This is a genomic window from Bacillus sp. RIT 809 (assembly GCF_016892495.1).
Taxonomy (GTDB): domain Bacteria; phylum Bacillota; class Bacilli; order Bacillales; family Bacillaceae_G; genus Bacillus_A; species Bacillus_A cereus_U.
In genome coordinates, this window is sequence record NZ_JAFEMR010000002.1 from 224,674 (window position 1) to 250,051 (window position 25,378).

The following is a 25,378-nucleotide window of genomic DNA, read 5'->3' on the forward strand; positions in this document are numbered from 1 at the left end:
ATACTATGATTAATTTAATTATAAATACAGGTCTTTCTAAAAAGCTGTTAAGTGAATGGCATCCTACCAAGAATGGTCACTTGAATCCTGAAGATATTACATATGGAAGTTACGAATATATTTGGTGGGAGTGCTCTGAGGGGCATGTTTGGGGATCTACTCCTAGTGATAGGCTGAAAGTTGGAGATGAGCTTTGTCCTAAATGTATGAAGAAAAAAGAAAAGCTAGATAAGTTAAATAATGTTAATAAGATAGAAGCTAAATCACTTAGAGAGATTGATCCAAGCTTGTCTAAACAATGGAATTTTGAAAGAAATGTAGATGTAACACCTGACAATGAGATGCTTGACGAAGAGAATTGGAGTGTTAGATGGTGGATTTGCGGAAGGGGTCATGAATGGAAAGAATCTGTTAGAAGTAGGCTTCATGACAAAACTGTGTGTCCTTACTGTTCAAACAAGAAAGTTTGCAAAGACAACTCATTAGCAACAATGTATCCAGAGATAGCAAAGGAGTTTTGTGTATTTGACACATTTTATGATCAAAAAATTAAAAACCCATATGAAGCAATCTATACTTCAAATGAAGAAGTAAAGTGGGTCTGTAAAGAAGGGCATATGTGGAGAGAAAAAATAAATCTAAGAGTGAAAAATGGTAAAGGATGTAGAACGTGTGAAAAATATCAACAGTCAATTGCTCTTCACAATCCAGAAATAGCAAAAGAATGGCATCCAACAAAGAACAAAGAAGTATATGGTGTAACAGCACCTGAGGAGACATCTACCAGATGTAACGAAAGAGCATGGTGGGTTTGTGGTAAGTGTGGACATGAATATAAAGCAATGGTCAAAGCTAGACATGAAGGGGCTGCAAAATGTCCGTCATGTTATCCTCCAGAACCAAGGGTAAGAAAAAAGAAAAGAGAAGGTTTATTTCAAACTTATAATAAGATGGAAGATAATAGGGTTATCTTTGAGAAGAACTTAAGAGGAAAATTTAAAGATAGTGAAGGATAGCTTGAAATCTATTTTCAAATTTGTGCTGGGAAGCTAGAAAAACTAAAAAAGTGTCCTTTTTGCTTTTTTAGTTTTTTACAGGTTATTTTGCGAAATGAATTTAAATAAAATTCCAGTTTTATCTAAAAATATAAGTTGTAAAAACATAGTGTTTTACTGTATAATTTTATTTATCGCGAAAAATTCTCAAGCTAATTGAGGTGTTTGGTATGAAATGTTTAGATTTAAAAGTAGGTAGTTCCGCAGTTGTTATTGACAATTCAGTATGTGGTTTTAGAGTTGGGGAAATAGTACGATTTGTTTCTCGGGAAGAAGATATTGATGGGTCAAAAACAAATTATTACTACACATTTATAAATAGAAACAACATAGAAGAACAGTTGACTCGTGAAGAATTTGAACCAGTTGAAATTAGAGTGGCAAAACCGAAGCGCATTCGATACTAATCATTATAAAAGACTTTAATTATTAAAATGGGTTCGCGATCCCATATAAGCATAATAGACTATGCAGCAGTACCTATAAAAACGGAAGAGGTACTCACTTTACTATATCCAGACCTTGTTACTTTATGTAGCAAGGTCTTTTTATGTTCTATTAATGAAAGCGAATTTTGTACAACAGAATATTCTCGATGCTCATATAGCTTCCCTTATTTGATAACAAAAAGCTTGATTACGAATTTGAAAAAATTATTAAATATTTGGGAAGAAAATAAAGAGAATGATAATGAAGAGTTTTGGCAGAGAGTATTTAAAGAACATGCATGGGTGCTTAGTCAAGTTTTTGCAAGCCCGTTGCTAATTTTTGATGAGAAAGCATATATTGGAGGAAAAGGATTAGGTAACAAAGGCAAAAAGTAGTTGATTTTATATATTAGAATGACATATCTAAGGATGTTGCTTTAATTGAAATTAAAACTCCAAATAATAAATTACTTGCAAATGAATACAGACAGGGAGCATACTCAATACATAATGATTTAACAGGTTCTATAGTTCAAGTATTAGTATATAAAGAACAACTTCAAAGAGAGTATGGATCGCTTCTCATAAATTCTGAAAGTGATTTCAAGGTTATTAATCCTATATGTGTTGTTATTGCCGGGAAGTTAAATGATTTCGCTAATAAAAAATTACAATCTTTTGAGTTGTATAGAAAAGAATTGAAAAATGTAATGCTTATTACATTCGATGAATTATTTAAGAAAATAAAATTATTATTAAATTTATTATCAGAAAACTAAAAAGAGAGAAACAGATTCTCTCTTTTTTTATTTTTCCTTCATACCATTAGGTGTTAAATATTATATCAACGAAGATTAAATTTGAAATATTTAACCCTATAATGTCTACCGTGTCTATAAAGTATAAAAAAAAGAGTGGGAAATATTGCGGGTGATAAGTAAATCTCAGGTAGTATTAAGTAGAAAAGTCCGAGGGGGATGAGAGGTGTCACGGTACAATGTGATTTTCCTCACACAATAAAAAGAATGCTTTTAATGAATTTAGAAGAAGTATGAAAGCGTAAATATTCTACTGCGAACAATCATCATAGTAACTGGTTCGAAAAAGTTTGTTATGATCAAACTTTTTCGAATCTTACATAATAAGAATTTCATTAATATGGTAAAATATGATATTTTTATTGTTAAGAACTATTAATTTAAAAGAAGGGGATAAATATATGGCTGTAGAGAGGTTGCGAAGAACCGAATACGCTTTGAAATTTGCTCATGAACGTTTAATAAGAGCGTTTAGTGTTCCAAACGATGAGAATAACATGTATGCAACATTAGGTGAAACCTTGTTATGGGTAATCGCCATAAACGATTGGTATATGGAATTTAATAAAGGGGATTACTCATACAGACAAAGGCAGGATACTAGAGGAAATTTAATATTTGGTTTAAGACATGCTTACAACATGGTGAAGCATAATATGAATTTTATAGAATTACATAAAACAGAAGCAGTACCAGAGTTCACTTTCCCAGTTTTTGAACCTCCTGTAACTTTTTGTTTAATAAAGGTTTTATGGAAAGATATTCGTAATATTTCATGTGAGAGAAGATATGAAAATCAAAAGCAGAATTATATTGAATATCTACAAGGAAAAGAAGTTTTAGAAACCATCAATCAAGCAATTGATTTTTTGTTAGAGGAAAATGAGAAATACGAACAAAAATTTAGTGAATAATGAATTAAATCAATTTAATAAAATAAATGTTTATCAAGGGGTGTAGCATATGAAATGTAAAAATAAAAATCTGGTGATTGTTTTTACAATGATTTTTACTTTCTTATTACTTATGGGCTGTGAGAATAAGAAAGAGGAAACGTTGGCAGATAAAGCATTTGAAGAAAATTCGAAAACAGAAGATAGAGTAAAAGAACAAGAGGACGCTCAAACAGAAGAAAAGAAAAAGGAAGCCAGTGAATCGGTTTTAAAGGTATTACCTGGGCAAGTTAATACTTTAATTTCTTATGTGGATGATGTTGCAGATAAGATAAGTAACAAAGCAACAACAGATAAAGAGTTAAAAGAAAAATTGAGGGGATTAGAGAAAAGTATCTATAATGTTGAACTTAGCGTGAAGTATTTACCAGAAGAATTTGAAAGTGTTGAGACGAACATTAAAAATTTATCGAGTAACTCAAAAATATTTATAACTGAATCAGTTAAATTCCATCAAGGGAACGGTAATGCAGGTGAAGTAAAAAAAATAATGTCAGAGATGTTAAAGGACATTGTTGCAATTAAAAAAGTTCTTCCTTTAGATAATACAGATAATGGTTTTTATTCGGTGGCTTCGATGCAAGATTTTATACAAAAGCAGTAAATTATTTTAACGTGTGAAGTGACGATTTGGAAAATAGATGAATGATAAACCACTTTTGTATAATATATTGTAAATTTATAGACAAGGTAAATGAAGATGTGCTATATTTTTCTTAACAGAAAAAGTGGTGGGAAACAGGTTTCAAACCTTGATATATAAGGGTTTTGATGCAAATGGGACAAAAACCTTCCCAAAAGAAAATCAATCAAATGATGAGTGCGATGAACAAGAAACAAATGAAATAAGTGCTAAAAGACACTCACTAAGAGTGTCTTTCTCTTATTGATTATAGAGTTTGATTATTTTGAAAATCCTTTATTTTTCACAAACTGAAACATTTCTCATTTTATATGTTTTTAAGTTATTTCATTTTAGCGTTTATTACCAATAGTTCAAAACTTAATAGAGTAATATGTATTTGATTTCAGTAGACTGCTACCATTATAGATTTTCCATATTAGAGATGTTTTAAAGTGGTTTTTGTATATTTTTATATAATAAGGAATGATTTTTTATTAATGGAAGATTAGGGAAGGTAAATATTAATATATTTTAGTAATTTAATTTATTGTATTATATAATATATACTTTAATAATGAATGATTTGGAAAAATAATTACATAATTAGAATCGCAATAGGAATGAAAAAATGCAAAGAATGCAAAGAATATAACATGATGACTCTGGTGAGAGTATACTCGAATGGTGATGTAATAGATTTACAAATTGATGAACGACAGATAAAGAAAGAATAGAATTTGAAGAAATGGTAAAGTAATATAAGCCAACAAATAATAAGATTTATTAGTAGGAGGGAGTATTTTGAATTCTAAAAAGCACGAAATTCCCCATCATAAATCAGTAGGTATAGCAACAAAAGTAAGCTATAAAGTAGGAGAATATATTAAACATAAGTCTTTATCCACGTTATTGACGGGTGGGATTTTCCCTGCTCCGTCTATAGTAAATCTGTTAATTAATAAAATACGATATTCCTCAAGTCCTTTAGAACCAGGGTTAGGATCACCAATTTATTGTGACTTATTATTTGGAGCAGCTGAACATTCTGGTATATACATTGGTGATTTTGAAGTGATGCAATTGAATGGAAATGGCTTAGTTGAAGTAGTAAGCTTATTTGAATTTACGGACAATATATCAACCATTTCAAGAGATATATTTTTCCCTGTAGATAAATCTAATTCATTGCCAATTGAATTCAAAGACGCTTATTGGAAAGCGATTCTTAATGAGGATGAAAAATTAAAATATAACGTGGTCACTAATAATTGTCACAAGTTTACTAGTGGATGTTTAACGGGAGATTTTGAACAAAATAATCAACCATTAGACTTTATGAAGTGTACAGCAGAAAAAGTATATGGCAAACAGGTAGAATGGTGTAGATGGGATTGGGAATGGCAAATAAAAGAGTGAAAGTCTCCCTTATTTTTAATCTAATAACTTCGCACGATATTTCCTTTTGAAAATTCCACATATTATGTATTTATTGTGTAATTGAACGATCCGTTCTTAGTTTTAATTCAGTTGTATTATTTGGAACGCTCCAGAAAGGGAGCTTTTTTAATTAACTGGGTTATATAAGAATAAGCTTGTTAAATCCATGATATTAAGATAAATACCGCCCCTTATGAGTCGGTATTTCTTTTAGTGATATTAGAATTTACTTTTAGATAATGTTTTTAATATAAGATTTATAATTCTATCTATTAAACGAAATCCCCTAAATATCGAGCTAATAACTTTCTTAACGACTTTCTCCACATTTACATTTCTATCTTCTAAAAACTTAAATACACACTCTTTAGAACAGTATCGACTTGAATCAAATTGATTTACTAAATATTTGTTCACAAGTTAAAAATGTTTATGAGTTGGATGTTGACGTTCTCACGGCATGTTGAGCATTTGAAAGGTGAATTGATCTTTCTTTTTGTGCTCATTTTCCTTTGTTCACATAAATCATCTATAGTCACCTTATACATTTAATAAAACCCCATTTCAATAGCATTTTTAGATGATATGGTGATTGCGTTGTAATATGAAACTAGACCCTTGAAATAAATAGTAAATGGTATCAATATAAGTGTAACATATAAATAATTGAATCCGCTTTGAATTTAACATATACTGTAAATGTATTCTTCTATATTATTTGTAAGCTAATCACTTTGAATAGATTAATGTGACAATTAATAAAAGGAGCAATTGAAAATGGGATTTAGAGATTTCTTGTATAATGTACAAAACTCAAAGCTAGGATGCAAAATCACGGAAACAAAAGATGCGGTAAGATACAGTAAAGTAGGATGGGCAGTAAGTGATGTAAAAGACAAAATCGCAGATGCTACTCATTCAACGAAAGAAGCCATCAAACAAAGGAAATTTCAGAAAGAACTCAGTACTAGTAATTTAGAGAAAAGTATTATTTCTCCATTTCAGACAGGTATTTTTCCTAAGATCATTATGAATCCTCGGACAAAGCTAGAACCAGGGTTAGGTTCACCGATATACTGCGACTTAGGATTTACAACCATGGAACATTCAGGTATTTATGTTGGGAACAATGAAGCTGTTCAGTTGAATGGAAAAGGTCAAATCGAAAAAGTAAGCCTACATGAGTTTACTAGCAATGTGACATCAACACTCAAAGAAATAGTAATACCACTAGACAGAGATTTCTGTATGCCAATATCTTTTGAGTCTGCTTACTATAGGGCGTTAAATAGCGTTGGCAAATCAAGAGACTACAATTTAGTATTCGATAATTGTCATCAATTTACTAGTGGTTGCCTAACTGGAGACTTTGAATCCTGCGACAACTTTCTAATGTATTTAAAATGGACCACTGAGAATTTATGTGTAGGTAAAATCAACTGGGTAAACTGGAAGTGGAAATAAAGTTTAAAGAGGGTAGTGATAAACTACTCTTTTTTGTTTTCATTTGTTTTGTAGCTTTATTGTGGATACAGAGTGAATATTATTAGATAGTGTGTGTTCTAAAAGAGGAATGACAAAAAAGACTGGTTAACTTGTTGCTAGAACAACAAGTTAACCAGTCTTTGCAAGTAAGTGCTACTTCAAATGTTACAACTAGAACACCCGAAGCGAACAACTCAATCTCAAATATTAACAACTAATTAAGTAACTGCAATTCTCGGAGTAGATAGTTGGCGCTATCTCTCCTAGATGTTAATTGGTTATAGTATACCACGTTTACAAAAAATATGGAAGGTATCAGGAGTGTGACACTGCTTATTAGAATGTTTAAAATGGCAAATCTATAAAAGGATTTTTGGTCTTCTTTTTCACATCTACATGGACTGCTTTCATTTTTATATCAATATTTCGTTTGAAATTAAACAAACATAAATTAACGCCTGTGTTGGATTTGATACTTTGATATAATATGCCATTAAAATTACAGTATGCTAAACATTGAGACAAAAAGTTTGGAAAGATATATTCATAGGCAAAGACGTGACCATCATCGTGTCTTTCTAGTGCAGCAAAAATATCAATATCTGCTTTTGTTGAGTTAAATACTTTAAGTGACTTTAATGTTTCAAGTTCACCAATTTCTACAATATCATTATTAGATGGCGCAATTTCATTTATGACTACATCAGTACTGTCAGCTAGATATAAGTACGCTACCCCTGGTGGATTATATCTGCCTTGTTTAGGTAATCCTAAAGGGGGATGCCATAATTCATCTTCTATGAACGGAACTAACCTCTCATATTTATTTCTTTTTCGGCCTCTGTAAAATATTAATTTTTCCTCTAATACTTCAATTTCATCAAGGGTTTCTTCTTTAATTTTTTTAAGAATTGTTTTTCCGACTTTGTGTTCGAGTCCTAGCATAGGGTTGTCTTGTAAAAATTTAATAAAGTCTTGAGTGTCCTCTGCGGAAATATCGAATGTGTTAATTACAAAATCTATTTCTTCACCAAACCAATCGTTTAACTCTTCTTTCGTAACATAAGGATCGTCAGAGTTCAAAGAATTTCCGCAACGGCATTGTATTTTTTCATAGACTAAGGATTCAATTTCCTTTGGTAAATTGAAAGTCGAGACTAATTCTCCAATAGTGTTTAAGTCTAATTGTTCACCAGTACGTTGCTTGTATAAAATTATGTTATCATTGCAAGATTGACATTCCGTAATTTCATCATTAATTTTTTCTGCTAGGAAATCAGTAGTCTCTGCAAGAAAATCATCCTTGTCAATTATGACATGGTCGTCAGATAACAAAATACTATTACATTTAGAGCAAGTTTCTAAATCGTCCCCAAAATCTGATGCTAATAAAGTACCAGGGATCGTTTCTATATTAAGATCATCAAATACTTTAAATAATTCAGGGTGACAACAATTTAAACAACCAACAATCATTAAAATACCTCCATAATATATCCTCAATTTAAATTTAATAAAAAGAACCGATCCAATTAAAGGAACGGCTTTTAAGCTTCTATATTAAATAAATCTTCAATTTTTAAATCTAGTGCTCGACTAATTGTAGCTTTTGTTGTTTCGGCCATTTCGGCCAAATTCTTTTGTCGTAAGTTATGTTCAGCTAAAATCTCGGACAAAAGTGGTTTAACTTTCATAGTAGTACCTCTATATTAATTATCCTTAATTTCATATTACAGTTTCGCAATTACTTCGTCAATAATTGTTAATGTGTAATTATATAGAGGATAAATAAAATGAAGAAATTAATAAAGCTAAATAAATATTTCAGGTTAGAAGGAAATAAGGGATTAAATATATGTTGCAGAAGTTGAAGAGAAAATAACGAGACAATACATTGATAAATTGGAGGAGGAATTACGGTTGGATAGTAAGGGAAAGAGGACAGGAATTAATGTAGACAATCTAGAGTACAGTCGGTAAATGAGAGGTGGAGAATGAAAGAGTGACCTCGGTGACCAAAATAAATAGCGTAGGAATCCCTACGCGTAAAGGTTGGAAACATATATCATACGTCTTGTGACTAAAATTTACTAGTTAATATTACGATTAATTAGTTAGTCACTACTTTGGTCACCATTCAATTACAATACCGCGCTCATCCACTTAGCAAACGCTTAACCTCCAATACGTCTTTATATGATAAATATAAAGACCAAGGACTAGAAATACTCGGTTTCCCTTGTAATCAATTTTGGGGACAAGAACCAGGAACAGAAGCTGATATTACTAGTTTTTGTGAATTGAACTACGGTGTGAACTTCCCAATGTTTGCAAAGATTGATGTAAAAGGTGACAAGGCTCATCCTCTCTATACATACATGACAGAACAAGCGCCAGGTTTACTCGGTATGAAAGCAGTGAAATGGAACTTTACTAAGTTTCTAATTGGAAAAGACGGGAAAATAGTAGGGCGTTTTGCACCACAGACGAAGCCGATGGATTTAGAGGTTGAGATTGAGAAGGTACTTGGGGAATAATTAGGAGTTTCACTTTATTAACAAACGCCTCAAAGAACAATGTAGTTCTTTGAGGTGTTTTCTTTAAACTCACATTATCAAGATTAAATCACTCTATCGTAGTCGTTTGATTTAGGCAGAGAAGCTGCTTTTTTCATAAGCACTTCCCATAAGTGTACGGATGTCTTCCATTCGGCTGCGGCCTGTTCCTTTTGATACATAGCGTTCTCATAACTGAAAGTAAGTTGTTGCATATCGGCCGAATTGTAAAGTGTATCGATGTGGAGAGCGTATTCTCGGAATGTTTGACTTTCACCCCGTGGTATGCCAATTCTCGCAAATTGTTTTAAAAGTGCACCGTAAGCTTTTCTATAAACAGCATCATCTTTTCGGTATTTATAGAAAAGAATAATAAAAAATGTAATCCATTTCATTCTAGTGGTGAAGAGAATGTATCCGATGATACTAATCGGTATCGTAGAGAGGAATACGTACCACCAAGAAAAATCATTTTTGGAATTTGTGATCTTTTTAGTAGAGGCTTCTTCTGTATTTTCTATTAAACTTTTGAGCTTTGCTTCATTGTTCCGTTGGTGTATTGGCTCGTTATTAGAATTATTTACTTCGTTATTTTGTGAAGTAGAAGCAGGAGTATTATTTGTAAAATTATAGGGATTGGTAAATCCTTTTGTTGGTTCGAATGGAATCCATCCGTATCCTGGGAAATATACTTCGACCCAAGAGTGTGCGTTATCGTTCGCGATTTTATAAACATCCTCACCTTCTGCAGAGGCAAGTGTATTATCAAGAGTTCCTTCTGTATAACCTTTTACCCAGCGAGCAGGAATCCCGGCAGAACGAAGTAACACGATCATAGACGTCGAGAAATTATTACAGTAGCCGCTTTTTGTATCGAAAAGGAATTGATCTACATAATCTTGGTTTTTGGAAGGGAACAACACATTCATTGTTTCATATACAAAAGAATGGTCGGTAAAGTAGTTTTCAATAGCTAATACTTTATCATATCGGTTGTCTTTATCATTTGTTAGATTTACAGCTAAGTCTTTTACTCGCTGTGGTAATGATTCGGGAAGTTGCGTGTACTTTGTCATGAAATAAGGATTTGATTCTTGACCTTCATTTGTTTTTACAGCTTTCAAGTTTTCTATGGAAAACTCTGGGACCCCATATGTTACTTTATATGAATTTAAAATAGTAGAAGAATCTCCGTCCATCGTATAGATTTTTTCTGAAAAGGGGTCAACGCTGTATGATACATTAGAAGAAGCCTCAACTGATACTAATCCTGCTGGATAGGTAAGGTGTGGATAACTTTTTTGCATGGTGATTGTTGCCTCAGTTATCTCCGTTTTTGTATTTGGTTCGTACCAGCTCACGACGTCGTTTTTATTTTTAAAAGAAATCTTTTTTTGATTTTCAGAAACTTCCCAGCCTTTTCCTGTATAAAAATCTTTCGTTTCGACTCTCCAATATTGTTTGTTTTGCGTTTGTGCTGTGAAAACAATTGTAGGATCTGCCTTAAAAGGACCGCCTAATCGCGAGTCATCTAAACCATATCCAATTTTAGAAACTTCTTGTTTTTTACTTGCTTCGGATGTGTTGAATTTTAAAAAATCCATTGGGTTTGGCCATTGAGGGCCAAATTTTGGAGCAAAGTATGCGATAGTTGCTGACAATACAATAAATATTGTAAGAGGTCTAAGTAATTTTGAGATTTCTTTAGCAAAATTTTGTAAGTGTTCCATCTCTCTTATTCGTTCTATGCGAAGAAGACTAAGCATAAAAAAGCCGATGACAATAGTACGAATAATAGCGTAGTTTGCATTGTATAAATGTAAGTTATGAAAAATGGTGATATAAATAATAGTCAATATAAGAAATAACAACCCACGTTTTTTATGAATCATCCAAAAAGAGATGAAAGCACTCAAAAACCAAAAGGATAAAAAAAATAAAAGTGTTGGAAAAACGGGAGAAATATCTAGCAAATTCCCCTGGAAAAACAGAGAGGAATTTCGAGAAATATCAGCAAAAAATTTCGTTAGCCAAGATGGATTTATAAAAGCATTTTTATAATACAGGAAATGAATGATGAATAAGATCGTGACGATCTTTATTGGAATCTGCCACCTTGTTTGAAAAAAAGAGAGAGTGAAGCAAATTCCTATAAATATTACAAAAATATCTAATCTACCTACGTTTGTAATACCTATAAGGGGTCTTAGCCATTCTAGTAAAAGTAGAAATGCACATACATGCATGAAGAATCTGCTCATATCCCATTTGTATTTTGTTCGTAATGTTATCATTTGCTCACCTCAAAAAACACGTTTGTATACCGGTTCCCATAAACCACATTTACAAATATTTTTCGTTTTTGTAGAGTTTCTAGAATACTTAGTTCTCGATGTGAGAGTTGATTTGCTTTTTCTTTCACGACAAACACCATTAATTTTCTGTTTTTTATAGCAGCAAAGTCAGCCGCCTTTTGAATATCGGGAGAAAGATCGCTTGTTACGAGTATAATCGTTACGGGCTCATAAATTTTTCTTAATTCCATTTCTACACTCCGGGAGAGCGGGAATACACTGTCTGCTTGTACTTTTGCTAGATGACAAAAGATTTGTTGTAACTGCGTATCACCATTGTCTAAAGGGAAAAAAGTTCGTTCTTTTCCGACAGACACGAATGACGCTGGTGAATTTTGCTTCAAGACAGCCCTTACAATAGAGGCGGAAAATGTTACGACTGATTCGAATAGAGGGGACTCAGTTCTGTCCATAAATATCATGATATTATGGCTGCGCTGTTGTTCAAACTCTTTCGTCATAATATTGTTTGTTCGGGCAGTTGCTTTCCAATCAATCCATGAAAAGCGGTCACCAGGTTTATAGTCTCTGACACCGACAGAGATTGTAGAGTCTTTTGCTAAATTTATATTTGCTGAAAGCGCTCCTTGTTCGAAATGATTTTCCAATTGTCGATACGTTATATCTACGTACTGGGGATAGACTAAAAATGTATCTAGAACTGAAAAAGTTACTTCTTTCTCCATCATACCGAATAGATCACCAGTTTTGACACGTACGCTTGAAAAAGTGTGCTCTCCTCTAGGGATTGTGTCAATTGCATATTGAAATGAAATATTTCGTTTCAATCCTGGAAAGAGTATTACCTTATTCACCTTCGTTTGTCTACAATTTGTAAATTGTGATGGCAGTTCATCTTCTATAATTAAATAAAGTAAGGGAAAAGGAAATCTTCTTTTTATTGTAATGGTGCTTAAAAATTGTTCTCCTGCTGCATATTCATTTTGGTTTGTTATTCGTTTTACTTCAGCGTCTCGTAAAGCGTGGAAGGGAAGTAGTAGTGAATAAAGACCAATAGGAATCGTACTGTAAAACAAAAACCAACTTACAAATCCTCCTTGAAGCATAGCGTACACAAATGTTAAGACTAGGCATAAAGGGATTAGCAATAACTTCGTAACGTGATATAGTGCTCGTAGTAGTCGTTTCATCAAAGGTTTTTCGTCCTTTGAGTCGGCACGGTAGTTCGTGCAACGATTTTGGCGATAACTTGTTCTCCTGTTATTCCTTCAAATCTTGCTTCCATTTTTAGAATGAGTCTGTGAGCTAAAACGTAAGGAGCTAAAAATTTAACATCGTCTGGAATAACATAATTTCTGCCATGGATGAATGCATAAGCTTGTGAAGCTTTCATTAAAGCGATTGAGCCGCGTGGACTTGCACCTAGCTGTATAGAAATATAAGAACGCGTCTGAGTAACAAGTTTTACAATGTAATGCTTGATTGCTTTGTCCATGCTTACTTCCCGTACGCTTTGTTGTAAATAAAGTAATTCTTTTATTGTAGTAATAGCTTGTAAATGAGAGAGTGGATTTGTTTTTTCCATCCGGTTTAAAATTTCAAACTCTTCTTCTGGTGTAGGATATCCCATTTTTAGTTTCAATAAGAAACGATCGAGCTGTGCTTCTGGTAAAGGATATGTTCCCTCATATTCGACCGGATTTTGTGTAGCCATTACAAAGAACGGTTTTGGTAACGGTCTTGTCATGCCATCTATTGTAATATTGCCTTCTTCCATACTTTCAAGTAAGGCAGATTGTGTTTTGGGAGATGTACGATTAATTTCATCAGCAAGTATAAAATTCCCTATGATTGGTCCAGGCTTGAACTCAAATTGGAGCTCTTTCGGATTATAAATAGAAACTCCTGTTACATCTGACGGCAGTAAATCAGGTGTAAATTGAATGCGCTTGTAATCAGCATCAATAGATTTAGAAAGAGCACGTACTAACATTGTTTTCCCAACGCCAGGAACATCTTCTAATAGTACATGACCTTCAGCTAAGAGAGCTGTCAAAGCTAAGATCGTTTCTTTTCGCTTTCCGACCATTAACTTTTCAATATTGTTAATTATTTTTTCTATAATGGGATGTAATGAATCAAGCTGGTGCATCGTAATCCTCCTAATGTTATTATCGTTTTCTAATCTATTTAGTGGAAAATAGAATTTATCTTTCTATTTGCGAGTAGTGAAACTTTTATCTTTAATTCTAAGAATATTCAGATTATTTATCTGGTTACATCCAGTATAATTGTTTCCGTAACTAAGGGCAATATGGTAAAGAATGATTTCTCGTTTTATGTGAAATACGTTTTGATATAGAATAGTATCGTCGGTAAAAGTAGAAGAGGGGAAGGACAGAAAAGATTGACCTCAATGAGCAAAATAAATAGCGTAGGAAACCCTACGCGTAAAGTTTGGAACATATATTAATACGCCTTGTGATTAAAATATATATGAATAAAATAAAGTCGGCTTCACATGAAGAGGCCATCTATTTAAATTATTACACTCCTTTATTTTTTATCTTTTTTATATTCTTTTCGTTTATTTAACCAAATATGAATCAATTCTACCAATTCCATTGTTTCAATCTCACAATATTCTCCTTTCCCATCTTCGGCTAAATTGTCTAACACAGTAGTTGTGTCGTTCCGGATTTCTAAACCGCAAATGTTGCCATTTACTACTACATAATTTTTTTCTCCGTTTAAAACACTATGTATTTCTTCTAAAATCCAATCTCCAAAAGCTGAAACTTCAATTCCTAAAAAAGTTTCAACAAGTTTTATTTCTTGAGGAAGTCTCATAACTAAATCACTACTGTTAAGTACTTCAAAACTATATGGATATTTCATGACTATTTTACTCCTTTATTTCTGGCTTTAGTGACTCTATTTACTTCTCTATTAAGGTAATAAATTCTTATACTATCATTACTCTTGTCTTACTTACATTTATAGTAAAAGTAGATTGTTATTAAACTTATTTATCCAATATTTCTCTGATGTAGGTATGAGTTCAGTGAAATCTTCATATGTACCTATCCAATCTTTTGGTACATAGTTTTCGTATGATGCCGGTTCTGGAAACATTGAATATAGTATTTTATTATCAAAGTTAATTAATAAGACTGGACTATAATCTAATAGATCTTCTACTGCATTCTTCCTTTTAATATTTTCAAGTAGTAAATAATTTAATTCTTCTTTAGTTGTTTTATATTGATTAATCCTTACTAAAAATACTTCTACATTTTCAGGATCTAATACTTTTATTCCATTTCTTTCTTCCGTTTCATCATTATCTTCAATGCTTATACCTAAATTTTTATATGCATTATCTAATTTATTATAATCTAAAAACCATAGTTCTTTATCTGTTACATACCACCTAAACTCATTTTTATATATGACGGCTACTATAATGTTTTCTGCATAAAGCGGTTCTAATATCATAATCTACTCCTTTTATTATTATCTTAATATCCTACCATTCTGGTGTATTCTTCTCTTCATTCAATCCAAGTTGCTGGCAAATCATATGGGTTTCCTGGCGTTTTTTATTCAACTATTTTCAGGATATTTACCCTTAGTATGTTGGATTGAAAGTATTGTATTTTCATTTATAAACTTATCTTACGATTTAGGCAAATCAAATTTAACTATTCCCAAATTACTTCCGCTATTATATAAGAAATTTTTTGCACGCTCATTATAATCTGTACTTCATCTTAAACTTTGCTAGAAGCAAGGAAGTAATTTAACAGTCAGTGAAGGATGTGAACCCTCCACAATGATTAGATTTTCACTTTTTTATATTTGTTCCGGAATTTTTGACAATCTCTTGAACTGTGCGAAATGTCACATCTGTATTTTACAACCTCTCTTATAGTAAGGGTATGTAAGAGAGACGTATTAAAGGAGTGAACAGTATGAAGAAGAAACCTTCAGCACTAATGAGACGTTTAAAATATTTTTCACCAATAGATCGTTATAACGATAATCATACACAAGAAACATATGAAGATCGTGAATGGGAAAATGTGTATAGAAAGCGTTGGCAGCATGATAAAGTAATCCGTTCTACACACGGTGTGAACTGTACTGGTTCTTGTAGCTGGAACATTTATGTGAAAGATGGAATTGTAACATGGGAGGGTCAAGAGCTTAACTATCCAACAACAGGTCCTGATATGCCTGATTTTGAACCACGAGGATGTCCGCGTGGAGCGAGTTTTTCTTGGTACATTTACAGTCCGCTTCGTGTGAAATATCCGTATGTACGTGGTGTTCTATGGAGTATGTGGCAAGAGGAACTACAAAATAACGAGTCACCACTAGACGCTTGGAAAAGCATTGTGGAAAACCCTGAAAAAGCACGTACGTATAAGCAGGCGCGTGGTAAAGGGGGATTCATTCGTGCGAATTGGGATGAAGTATTACAACTCGTTTCTGCTTCATTACTATACACAGTAATTAAATACGGTCCAGACCGAAATGTTGGTTTTTCACCAATTCCAGCTATGTCGATGTTAAGTCATGCAGCTGGTAGCCGCTTTATGCAACTTATGGGTGGACCAATGCTTAGTTTCTATGATTGGTACGCAGATTTACCACCAGCTTCTCCGCAAATTTGGGGTGATCAAACTGATGTACCAGAAAGTAGTGACTGGTATAACTCTGGTTACATTATGACATGGGGTTCAAATGTACCGATGACGAGAACACCAGATGCTCACTTTTTAGCAGAGGTTCGATATAAAGGAACGAAAGTCGTTTCTGTAAGTCCTGACTTTGCCGAGTCTACAAAGTTTGCTGATGATTGGATTAGTGTGAAACAAGGTACAGATGGTGCACTTGCGATGGCAATGGGGCATGTGATCTTACAAGAATTTTACGTAGATAATCAAGTGGAATACTTCATAAAGTATGCGAAGCAATATACTGATTTTCCTTTCTTTGTCACATTGAAAGAAAAAGGAGATCAATTCGTTGCTGATCGTTTCTTAAATGCTTCTGATATTGGACGCGAAACGAAGTTAGGGGAATGGAAACCTGTACTTTGGAACGAGAATACGAATGATTTTGCAACACCTCACGGCACAATAGGATCACGTTGGGATAACGAAAAGAAATGGAACTTACGTTTAGAAGATGAAGAAACAGGTGAAAAGATTGATCCACGTCTTTCTTTACTTGGAATGGAAGATAATGTTGGGACGGTACAAATCCCATACTTCTCTGATGATGGAAATACAATATTAGAACGCACAATTCCAGTGAAAAAAGTTATGACAGAAGAAGGCGAAGTGTTCGTTACAACTGTATACGATTTAACGTTAGCAAATTACGGTGTGAACCGAGGTCTTGGCGGGCAAGAACCGAAAGATTTCAATGATGATGTACCGTTTACACCTGCATGGCAAGAGAAAATGACTGGAGTAAAACGAGAGCTTATTATTCAAATTGCTCGTGAGTTCGCGCAAAATGCAGTTGATACGAATGGTCGCTCGATGATTATTGTCGGAGCTGGTATTAATCATTGGTTTAACTCTGATACGATTTATCGTGCAGTTTTAAATCTTGTTCTTCTCGTCGGGGCACAAGGTGTCAACGGGGGTGGTTGGGCACATTATGTTGGTCAAGAAAAGCTGCGACCAGCAGAAGGGTGGCAAACAATCGCGATGGCAAAAGATTGGCAAGGGCCACCGAAATTACAAAATGGTACTTCATTCTTCTATTTCGTAACAGATCAATGGCGCTATGAAGATACACCTGTTGGACATTTAGCATCACCAATTGAGCGCAATTCACGTTATCAACATCACGGTGATTACAATGTATTAGCGGCACGACTTGGCTGGCTACCTTCGTATCCAACATTCGAGAAGAATGGAATTGAATTATATAAAGAAGCTGTTGCTGCTGGTGCAACAACGCAAGAAGAAATCGGAAAATACGTTGCACAAAAATTAAAAGAAAAAGAACTGAAATTTGCAATTGAAGATCCAGATAATAAAAACAACTTCCCGCGTAACTTATTCGTATGGCGTGCAAACTTAATTTCAAGTTCCGGTAAAGGTCACGAATATTTCTTAAAACATTTATTAGGTACAACAAACGGATTAATGAATGACGATAGTGATTCATTACGACCAGAAGAAATTAAGTGGCATGAAGATGCACCTGAAGGGAAGTTAGATTTACTCATTAATTTAGATTTCCGTATGGCTGGAACGGCGCTTTATTCTGATATCGTCTTACCTGCTTCAACTTGGTATGAAAAACATGATTTAAGTAGTACAGATATGCATCCATTTGTACATCCATTTAATCCAGCAATCGGTTCACCGTGGGAAGCACGCTCTGACTGGGATATTTTCACCGCTCTTTCTAAAGCTGTGTCGGATTTAGCGAAGAAAATTGATCTTGAGCCAATGAAAGAAGTTGTTGCAACACCACTTCTTCACGATACACCGCAAGAATTAGCGCAACCACTTGGCAAGATTAAAGATTGGAGCAAAGGTGAGTGTGAACCGATCCCAGGTAAAACAATGCCGCAAATTCATGTTGTCGAAAGGGATTATAAAACGATTTATGACAAAATGACAGCGCTTGGACCAAATACCGGAAAACAACCGATTGGTACGAAAGGGATTTCTTGGTCAGCAGAAAAAGAATATGAGCAATTAAAGAGTCGATTAGGAGTTATTCGAACGGATTCTATTGCGAAAGGGTGCCCAGACATAAAAGAAGCAATCAATGCTGCAGAGGCGGTATTAACACTTTCTTCTACAACAAACGGTCATATGGCTGTAAAAGCATGGGAAGCACTTGAAAAACAAACCGATTTAAAACTACGTGATTTAGCAGAAGAACGTGAAGAAGAATGCTTCACATTTGAACAAATTACAGCGCAGCCTAAAACAGTAATTACTTCTCCGGCCTTTACGGGTTCTGAAAAAGGTGGACGACGTTACTCACCATTTACAACCAATGTTGAGCGTCTCATCCCTTGGAGAACGATAACCGGTCGACAATCTTTCTACTTAGATCACGACATGATGAAAGAATTTGGTGAAACGATGGCAACATTTAAACCAATTCTGCAACATAAACCGTTTCGTAAATCACGACCTGAAGTAGAAGGGAAGGAAATTACACTAAACTATTTAACACCGCATAATAAGTGGTCGATTCATAGTATGTACTTCGATTCATTGCCGATGTTAACGCTGTTTAGAGGCGGTCCAACTGTTTGGATGAACAAAGATGACGCGAATGAAGCTGGAGTTGCCGATAATGATTGGATTGAATGCTTTAATCGTAACGGCGTTGTCGTAGCACGTGCTGTTGTAACGCACCGTATACCGAGGGGAATGGCATTTATGCACCATGCGCAAGATCGTCACATTAACGTGCCTGGTACGAAATTAACAAGCACCCGCGGGGGAACACATAATAGTCCAACCCGTATTCACGTTAAACCAACACATATGATTGGTGGATATGGCCAATTAAGCTATGGATTTAACTATTATGGTCCGACTGGGAACCAGCGTGACTTAAACGTTGTAATCCGTAAACTGAAGGAGGTAGATTGGCTTGAAGATTAAAGCGCAAGTCGGAATGGTAATGAACTTAGATAAATGCATCGGCTGCCATACTTGTAGCGTAACATGCAAAAACACCTGGACGAATCGTCCAGGTGCTGAATATATGTACTTCAATAACGTAGAAACGAAACCTGGAATTGGTTATCCGAAACAATGGGAAAATCAGGAGAAATACAAAGGCGGCTGGGAATTGAAAAATGGTGAAATTCAGCTGAAATCCGGTTCGAAAATGAAGCGTCTTATGAATATTTTTCACAATCCAGATCAACCAACAATTGATGATTACTTTGAACCTTGGAATTATGATTATGAAACATTAACAAATAGCCCGCAGCGTAAGCATCAACCAGTTGCTCGTCCGAAATCAGCAATTACGGGTGAATTTATCGACAAAATTGAATGGGGTCCAAACTGGGAAGATGATTTAGCAGGCGGACATATAACAGGGTTACAAGATCCGAACGTCAAGAAAATGGAAGAAGGAATTAAAACGGATTTTGAAAATGTCTTTATGATGTATTTACCACGTATTTGCGAACATTGTATGAATCCATCTTGCGTTTCTTCTTGTCCATCGGGTGCGATGTATAAACGTGAAGAAGATGGGATTGTTCTTGTGGATCAAAATGCATGTCGTGCATGGAGATTTTGTGTATCGTCTTGTCCGTATAAAAAAGTATATTTTAACTGGCAAACAAATAAAGCTGAAAAATGTACAATGTGTTTCCCTCGTATTGAAGCTGGTATGCCAACAATTTGTTCTGAAACATGTGTAGGACGTATTCGATATATTGGGGTAATGCTATATGACGCTGACAAAGTAAAAGAAGCGGCTTCTGTTGAAAATGAAAAAGATTTATATGAATCTCAGCTTACTGTTTTCCTAGATCCAAATGATCCAGAAGTAGCAGCTGAAGCGAAAAAACAAGGCATTCCTGAAGAGTGGATTAAAGCAGCACAACAGTCACCAATCTATAAAATGATTATCGATTGGAAAATCGCTCTACCTCTTCATCCAGAGTATCGTACAATGCCAATGGTTTGGTATATCCCGCCGCTTAGCCCAATTATGAACATGGTGGAGGGGAAAGGTAGTAACTGGCAAGCAGAAGAGATTTTCCCTGCTATTGATAATATGCGTATTCCAATTCAATATTTAGCGAATTTACTCACTGCAGGAGATGAATCACATATTCGTCTTACATTGAAAAAATTGGCTGTCATGCGAACACATATGAGAGCATTGCAAATTAATAAAGAACCAAATGAAGCTGTATTAAAAGAACTCGGTTTAACGAAAGAAGATGTAGAAGATATGTATCGTCTTCTTGCTATTGCGAAATATAAAGATCGCTTTGTTATCCCGACGTCTCACCGCGAACAAGTTGCAGATTTATATAGCGAGCAAGGAAGTTGTGGTTTATCTTTCGCAGGTGGGCCAGGCTCTTGTACGACAATTTCTTAAAAAAAGGGGGCAGAAAACTATGAAACAAAGTTTACAAACAGCTTTTTCTTGTTCTTCTTTTCTTCTCTCCTATCCTGAACTAGGTTGGAGGGAAGCTTTACTAGAATTACAGGAAGAGATTCAAGAAATTGAACAGGAAGAAATCAGAGCATCACTTACAACATTTATAAAAGAAGCGCTAAATAAAACAGACAATCAACTTATTGATTCTTACGTCTATACATTCGACTTTGGAAAGAAGACAAATATGTATCTTACCTACATGAAAACAGGTGAACAAAGAGAGCGTGGAATTGAATTATTAGAGTTAAAACAGCATTATCAAAAATCTGGTTTTAACGTAACAGATAAAGAACTACCTGATTATTTACCGCTTCTACTTGAGTTTCTTGCAAACGCGAATGAAAAAGATAGCGAGCCAATTATGAGTAAATACACGGAAAATATACAAGCGCTGCACGGGCAATTAAAAGAAGCAAACTGTATGTATGAACCAATTCTCGCCGCTGTTCTACTCGCTATCAATACATGGGGTGTACAGGAAAATTAGAAAGGAGAGTTGTCAAAATGATGGATCAATTTCTATGGGTATTGTTTCCCTATATCATTTTTGCAATCTTTATCGGTGGACATATTTTCAGATACAACTATGATCAATTTGGATGGACGTCAAAATCTAGTGAACTATTAGAAAAGAAAATGCTCCGAATCGGAAGTCTATTATTCCACTTTGGGATCATGTTCGTCATTGGTGGTCATGTTATGGGGATTTTAATTCCAGAGTCTGTATACCGTTCAATAGGTATTTCTGAGCATATGTATCATGTAGTAGCAATTAGTTTCGGGCTTCCGGCAGGTGTTGCTTCTATCATCGGTTTAATTATATTAACGTACCGCCGTGTAACAGTAAAACGCATCATTGCAACGAGTACAAAGGGAGATTATATTGCGCTTATTTTATTACTAATCGTAATGCTAGCAGGACTTTCTTCAACCTTTTTAAATATCGACTCAAAAGGATTTGATTATCGTACAACAATCGGTCCGTGGTTCCGAAGTCTCTTTATTTTCCAACCGAAAGTTGAATATATGATAGAAGTACCAGTATGGTTTAAAATTCATATAATTGCAGGTATGGGTCTATTCGCAGTATGGCCATTTACTAGACTTGTCCATGTATTTAGTGCCCCAATTAAATACTTAAGCCGTAGTTATGTGATTTACAGAAGACGTATTCCTAATGAATTGAAAAAATAATGCCCCTGTAAACGGATAAGAGCTAGCGGCTAAAATGAAGCGAGGCCTAATATGGAAGGTCTCGTCTTTGTTTATATAGAGGGATGACCGTGTACGTGAAAATTAATAAGTAGCTTAATATGAAAAAAGAGTAGCATCTAAATACGATGCTACTCTATGCTACAAACAGAGGCAGAACAATCTTCACAAGCAATTTCATATTTTAAAAATTGTAAATCATGGATTGTAATCTTTCCTTTATGAATAGAAATCGTACCTTTTTTTTTCAAATCATTTAACATTCGATTTACACTTTCACGCGAAGTTGCACAAAAGTTTGCAAGTTCTTGATTCGTTAATGGTAAATCGATGAGAATCCCATTTTCTTTTAACACACCATAACTATTTGTCATTCGAATGAGAGTAGAATATAGGGCACCTTTTTTGCCGTGTAATACTAAATCACGGAACTTCGTTTGCATTCTTCTTAAATGTTCACTAATCCATTTCATAAATTCAAATACAAGAGCGGGTTTTTGGAGTAATGCTTTTTCTAAGGCTTCACGCTTTATAACGCCTACTTCAACATCTTCAAGGCATTTTGAATTTAATAAATACTTTGCATTGTCCGTGAACAATGTTAGTTCTCCAATAATGTCATATTGCGAACAAATACGGAGTGTTAATTCTTGCCCGTCAGCACTTAGTTTACTAATTTGTACTTTTCCTGAGTGGATGATATAGAGATCTGTTGCTTCCATACCTTCTTGGAAAATAAAACTTCCTTTTTTTATCTGCATTTTATATTCAACAGATGCAAGTAATTCCTTTAAATCTTGAGATAATGTCATACTGTTTGCCACAGCGATCACCTTTCTTCTCATAAAGTGAAACTTTAATCAGTGGGGGATTTTGTTCATTCCCCACTGATTATTAGTTGAACCAATCGGGCTTTTAAGGGCAGTTGATCCCCCACCTAACTTCTTTGTCCCAGCCGAATTTTGAGGTGGGGGTCTTACTGCCCGTTAATGCGGGATAAGCAATACATTTCCTATTTTGAGTGTAAGTATGCTGAAAATGCAAGAGCTATTTCAAAATTGTTGTAAAATTTCAATGACCGTAAGGAGTAGGGACTGAAGATGTGAACAAAATGCGAACAGATTTGTGAAGAATTTTTGAATGGGGAAAGTAATGTGAGAAAAGTCACATTGAATATGTAGCTTCTTTTTTATAATGAAGGCAAATAAAAAATTTGAAAGCTTACTAATGATTGCAGTAGAAAAGAAGGGATATAGATGCACGAGAAGATGAGGGATTCGTTAGAGCGGCCACTTCAAGATTTACGTATTTCAGTTATTGATCGTTGTAATTTTAGGTGCACGTACTGTATGCCAGCTGAAGTGTTCGGACCTGATTATGCTTTTTTACAGGAAGAGTTTTTATTAACATTCGATGAAATAGAAAGATTAGCTAGATTATTTATAAGTATTGGAGTCAATAAAATTAGACTTACTGGCGGTGAACCTTTATTGCGTAAAGATTTACCGAAGTTAATTGCAAGGCTTGCAAAGCTAGAAGGCTTAAAGGATATTGGACTCACAACAAACGGTATTCATTTAGCAAAACAGGCAAGGGCATTAAAAGAAGCGGGATTAAAACGTGTAAACATTAGTTTAGATGCGATAGAAGATCATGTCTTCCGAAAAATTAATGGACGAAATGTAAGTACAAAACCTGTATTGAAAGGAATTGAAGCAGCAAAGGCAGCTGGATTAGAAGTAAAAGTAAATATGGTCGTAAAAAAAGGGATGAATGATAGTCAAATTCTTCTTATGGCTCGTTATTTTAAAGAACAAGAAATTCAGCTTCGTTTTATCGAATTTATGGATGTGGGCAGTACGAACGGATGGAACTTTGAACAAGTTATTACGAAGGAACAATTAATAGAGAAAATTAATCGTGTATATCCGATTGAGCCTGTTAAACCTCGTTACTTTGGAGAAGTTGCGAAATTGTATCGATATGTAGGGAGCGATGCAGAAGTTGGATTTATTACTTCTGTTTCTGAATCTTTTTGTTCCTCTTGTACGAGAGCTCGTATATCGGCAGACGGTAAGTTTTTTACGTGCTTATTTGGAACGAAAGGAACTGATTTGCGAACGCTTCTTCGAGAAAATATTTCTGATGCTTCATTATTAAAAATTCTCCAACATACATGGGAGTGCAGAACAGATCGGTATTCGGATGAAAGAACGGCTGAAAGTACAAATAAACGTCCAAAAGTTGAAATGTCTTATATTGGTGGATAGCGAAAGGAGGATTCCCTATGCAAGAGCGATATTCAAGGCAAGTATTGTTTTCTGGAATTGGTGAAATGGGACAAAGAAAAATAAGAAAAAAACATGTGCTCCTAATCGGTGCGGGTGCACTAGGAGCTGCAAATGCGGAAGCGCTCGTTAGGATGGGGATTGGGAAGTTGACAATTGCTGACCGTGACTACGTCGAATGGAGTAATTTACAGCGGCAACAGTTATATATAGAAGAAGATGCACAGCAGTGTAAACCAAAAGCAATTGCAGCGGCAGAACATTTAAGAAAGATTAATTCTGAAGTAGAAATTGTACCAATTGTAACGGATGTCACAATGCAAGAAATAGAAGAGTTAACAAAAGAAGTGGATCTTATATTAGATGCGACTGACAATTTCGATACGCGCCTACTTATAAATGACATTTCGCAAAAAGAAAATATACCTTGGATATACGGTGGATGCATTGGAAGTTACGGTGTAACGTATACAATTCTTCCGGGGGAAACACCATGCTTTCGCTGTCTAATGGATCATCCTATGGGCGGTGCAACATGTGATACAGCAGGAATCATTCAGCCGGCTGTACAAATGGTCGTTGCTCACCAAGTGACAGAAGCGATGAAAATATTGGTGAATGATTTTCAGGCGCTAAGGGGAACGATGTTATCATTTGATATTTGGAACAATCAATATCTCTCATTAAAAGTAAATAGGCAGAAGAAAAGTACATGTCCATCTTGTGGGAATGTACGCACTTACCCAAATTTAACATTTGGATCACAGATGAAAACTGAAGTGCTATGCGGGCGGAATACAGTTCAAATCCGTCCAGGGATAAAGCGAGTTCTTAATTTAGAAGAAGTTCGAAATCGCTTACAAAAAAGCGTGAGTGTCAAAAAAATCCATATTTACTATCGTTTCTAGTAGATGAATATCGTTTTGTTTTATTTACAGACGGTAGGGCATTTATTCATGGGACAAATGATATGAAAATGGCAAAACGATTATACGCAAAATATATAGGATGAACAGAAAGA

The 25,378-nt window shown here is 34.6% G+C and carries 21 protein-coding genes and 3 pseudogenes; 16 read left to right on the forward strand and 8 right to left on the reverse strand.

Annotated elements, in window-relative coordinates; genetic code table 11:
• Positions 1 to 5 precede the first annotated feature (5 nt).
• The 9 genes and pseudogenes from JTF23_RS03490 (at position 6) to JTF23_RS03525 (ending at position 6,780) form a co-directional block, all read left to right on the forward strand.
• Positions 6 to 1,016 (forward strand): zinc-ribbon domain-containing protein, encoded by a 1,011-nt coding sequence (locus JTF23_RS03490; protein WP_204208114.1) that lies wholly within the window; start codon positions 6 to 8, stop codon positions 1,014 to 1,016.
• 209 nt (positions 1,017 to 1,225) lie between these two features.
• Complete coding sequence (locus JTF23_RS03495) at positions 1,226 to 1,462, forward strand: hypothetical protein (RefSeq protein WP_204208115.1); 237 nt, start codon at positions 1,226 to 1,228, stop codon at positions 1,460 to 1,462.
• A 237-nt stretch (positions 1,463 to 1,699) separates the two neighbouring features.
• Positions 1,700 to 1,879: a hypothetical protein gene (locus JTF23_RS27680; protein WP_252187992.1), complete on the forward strand. Its 180-nt coding sequence runs from the start codon at positions 1,700 to 1,702 to the stop codon at positions 1,877 to 1,879.
• 50 nt (positions 1,880 to 1,929) lie between these two features.
• Positions 1,930 to 2,262: a Shedu anti-phage system protein SduA domain-containing protein gene (locus JTF23_RS27685; protein ID WP_307839138.1), complete on the forward strand. Its 333-nt coding sequence runs from the start codon at positions 1,930 to 1,932 to the stop codon at positions 2,260 to 2,262.
• Positions 2,263 to 2,702: 440 nt separating this feature from the next.
• Positions 2,703 to 3,215 (forward strand): hypothetical protein, encoded by a 513-nt coding sequence (locus JTF23_RS03505; RefSeq protein ID WP_204208116.1) that lies wholly within the window; start codon positions 2,703 to 2,705, stop codon positions 3,213 to 3,215.
• A 49-nt stretch (positions 3,216 to 3,264) separates the two neighbouring features.
• The gene (locus JTF23_RS03510; RefSeq protein ID WP_204208117.1) at positions 3,265 to 3,858 is read left to right on the forward strand and encodes a hypothetical protein; all 594 of its coding nucleotides are present in this window, start codon (positions 3,265 to 3,267) and stop codon (positions 3,856 to 3,858) included.
• A gap of 161 nt (positions 3,859 to 4,019) precedes the next feature.
• Positions 4,020 to 4,103, forward strand: a pseudogene (locus tag JTF23_RS03515) (YneF family protein); the annotation flags it as partial.
• A 577-nt stretch (positions 4,104 to 4,680) separates the two neighbouring features.
• Positions 4,681 to 5,295: a C40 family peptidase gene (locus tag JTF23_RS03520; protein ID WP_204208118.1), complete on the forward strand. Its 615-nt coding sequence runs from the start codon at positions 4,681 to 4,683 to the stop codon at positions 5,293 to 5,295.
• A gap of 798 nt (positions 5,296 to 6,093) precedes the next feature.
• Entirely contained in the window at positions 6,094 to 6,780 is a 687-nt protein-coding gene (locus JTF23_RS03525; RefSeq protein ID WP_204208119.1) for a lecithin retinol acyltransferase family protein, read from the forward strand.
• 366 nt (positions 6,781 to 7,146) lie between these two features.
• On the opposite strand, the gene JTF23_RS03530 is transcribed toward JTF23_RS03525, so the two are convergent.
• Positions 7,147 to 8,277 (reverse strand): RES family NAD+ phosphorylase, encoded by a 1,131-nt coding sequence (locus JTF23_RS03530; protein WP_204208120.1) that lies wholly within the window; start codon positions 8,275 to 8,277, stop codon positions 7,147 to 7,149.
• Between the two features lie 71 nt (positions 8,278 to 8,348).
• Complete coding sequence (locus JTF23_RS03535) at positions 8,349 to 8,495, reverse strand: XRE family transcriptional regulator (protein WP_204208121.1); 147 nt, start codon at positions 8,493 to 8,495, stop codon at positions 8,349 to 8,351.
• Between the two features lie 498 nt (positions 8,496 to 8,993).
• Here JTF23_RS03535 and JTF23_RS03540 point away from each other — a divergent pair.
• A pseudogene (locus tag JTF23_RS03540) lies at positions 8,994 to 9,338 on the forward strand (glutathione peroxidase); the annotation flags it as partial.
• Between the two features lie 83 nt (positions 9,339 to 9,421).
• Here JTF23_RS03540 and JTF23_RS03545 read toward each other — a convergent pair.
• From JTF23_RS03545 to JTF23_RS03565, 5 genes are all read right to left on the reverse strand, one after another.
• Entirely contained in the window at positions 9,422 to 11,650 is a 2,229-nt protein-coding gene (locus tag JTF23_RS03545; protein WP_204208122.1) for a transglutaminase TgpA family protein, read from the reverse strand.
• Positions 11,647 to 12,861: a DUF58 domain-containing protein gene (locus JTF23_RS03550; RefSeq protein WP_204208123.1), complete on the reverse strand. Its 1,215-nt coding sequence runs from the start codon at positions 12,859 to 12,861 to the stop codon at positions 11,647 to 11,649. The genes JTF23_RS03545 and JTF23_RS03550 overlap by 4 nt, the downstream gene beginning before the upstream one ends.
• A complete protein-coding gene (locus JTF23_RS03555; protein WP_204208124.1) occupies positions 12,861 to 13,823 on the reverse strand; it encodes an AAA family ATPase in 963 nt (320 codons plus the stop codon). The genes JTF23_RS03550 and JTF23_RS03555 overlap by 1 nt, the downstream gene beginning before the upstream one ends.
• Before the next feature lie 404 nt (positions 13,824 to 14,227).
• Entirely contained in the window at positions 14,228 to 14,569 is a 342-nt protein-coding gene (locus JTF23_RS03560; protein WP_002031584.1) for a hypothetical protein, read from the reverse strand.
• Between the two features lie 99 nt (positions 14,570 to 14,668).
• The gene (locus JTF23_RS03565; RefSeq protein WP_204208125.1) at positions 14,669 to 15,169 is read right to left on the reverse strand and encodes a hypothetical protein; all 501 of its coding nucleotides are present in this window, start codon (positions 15,167 to 15,169) and stop codon (positions 14,669 to 14,671) included.
• A gap of 476 nt (positions 15,170 to 15,645) precedes the next feature.
• Here JTF23_RS03565 and JTF23_RS03570 point away from each other — a divergent pair, with 476 nt between their 5' ends.
• Genes JTF23_RS03570 through narI form a run of 4 tightly spaced genes read left to right on the forward strand, consistent with a single transcriptional unit; the run spans position 15,646 to position 22,051 of the window.
• Positions 15,646 to 19,329, forward strand: a complete 3,684-nt coding sequence (locus JTF23_RS03570; RefSeq protein ID WP_204208126.1) for a nitrate reductase subunit alpha — start codon at positions 15,646 to 15,648, stop codon at positions 19,327 to 19,329.
• Entirely contained in the window at positions 19,319 to 20,794 is a 1,476-nt protein-coding gene (gene narH / locus JTF23_RS03575) for a nitrate reductase subunit beta (RefSeq protein ID WP_002141456.1), read from the forward strand. Before JTF23_RS03570 ends, narH begins: the two co-directional genes overlap by 11 nt.
• Positions 20,795 to 20,813: 19 nt before the next feature.
• Positions 20,814 to 21,344 (forward strand): nitrate reductase molybdenum cofactor assembly chaperone, encoded by a 531-nt coding sequence (narJ, locus tag JTF23_RS03580; RefSeq protein WP_098635331.1) that lies wholly within the window; start codon positions 20,814 to 20,816, stop codon positions 21,342 to 21,344.
• A gap of 17 nt (positions 21,345 to 21,361) precedes the next feature.
• Entirely contained in the window at positions 21,362 to 22,051 is a 690-nt protein-coding gene (gene narI, locus JTF23_RS03585; protein WP_204208127.1) for a respiratory nitrate reductase subunit gamma, read from the forward strand.
• 149 nt (positions 22,052 to 22,200) lie between these two features.
• Here the strand turns inward: narI and JTF23_RS03590 are convergent, their stop codons facing one another.
• On the reverse strand, positions 22,201 to 22,893 hold the full coding sequence (locus tag JTF23_RS03590) for a Crp/Fnr family transcriptional regulator (RefSeq protein ID WP_204208128.1): 693 nt from the start codon (positions 22,891 to 22,893) through the stop codon (positions 22,201 to 22,203).
• A gap of 432 nt (positions 22,894 to 23,325) precedes the next feature.
• Here JTF23_RS03590 and moaA point away from each other — a divergent pair, with 432 nt between their 5' ends.
• Together moaA and JTF23_RS03600 are read left to right on the forward strand one after the other, a co-directional pair.
• The gene (moaA, locus tag JTF23_RS03595) at positions 23,326 to 24,339 is read left to right on the forward strand and encodes a GTP 3',8-cyclase MoaA (protein ID WP_204208129.1); all 1,014 of its coding nucleotides are present in this window, start codon (positions 23,326 to 23,328) and stop codon (positions 24,337 to 24,339) included.
• A 17-nt stretch (positions 24,340 to 24,356) separates the two neighbouring features.
• Positions 24,357 to 25,369 (forward strand): annotated as a pseudogene (locus JTF23_RS03600) (molybdopterin-synthase adenylyltransferase MoeB).
• The last annotated feature ends 9 nt before the right edge of the window (positions 25,370 to 25,378 follow it).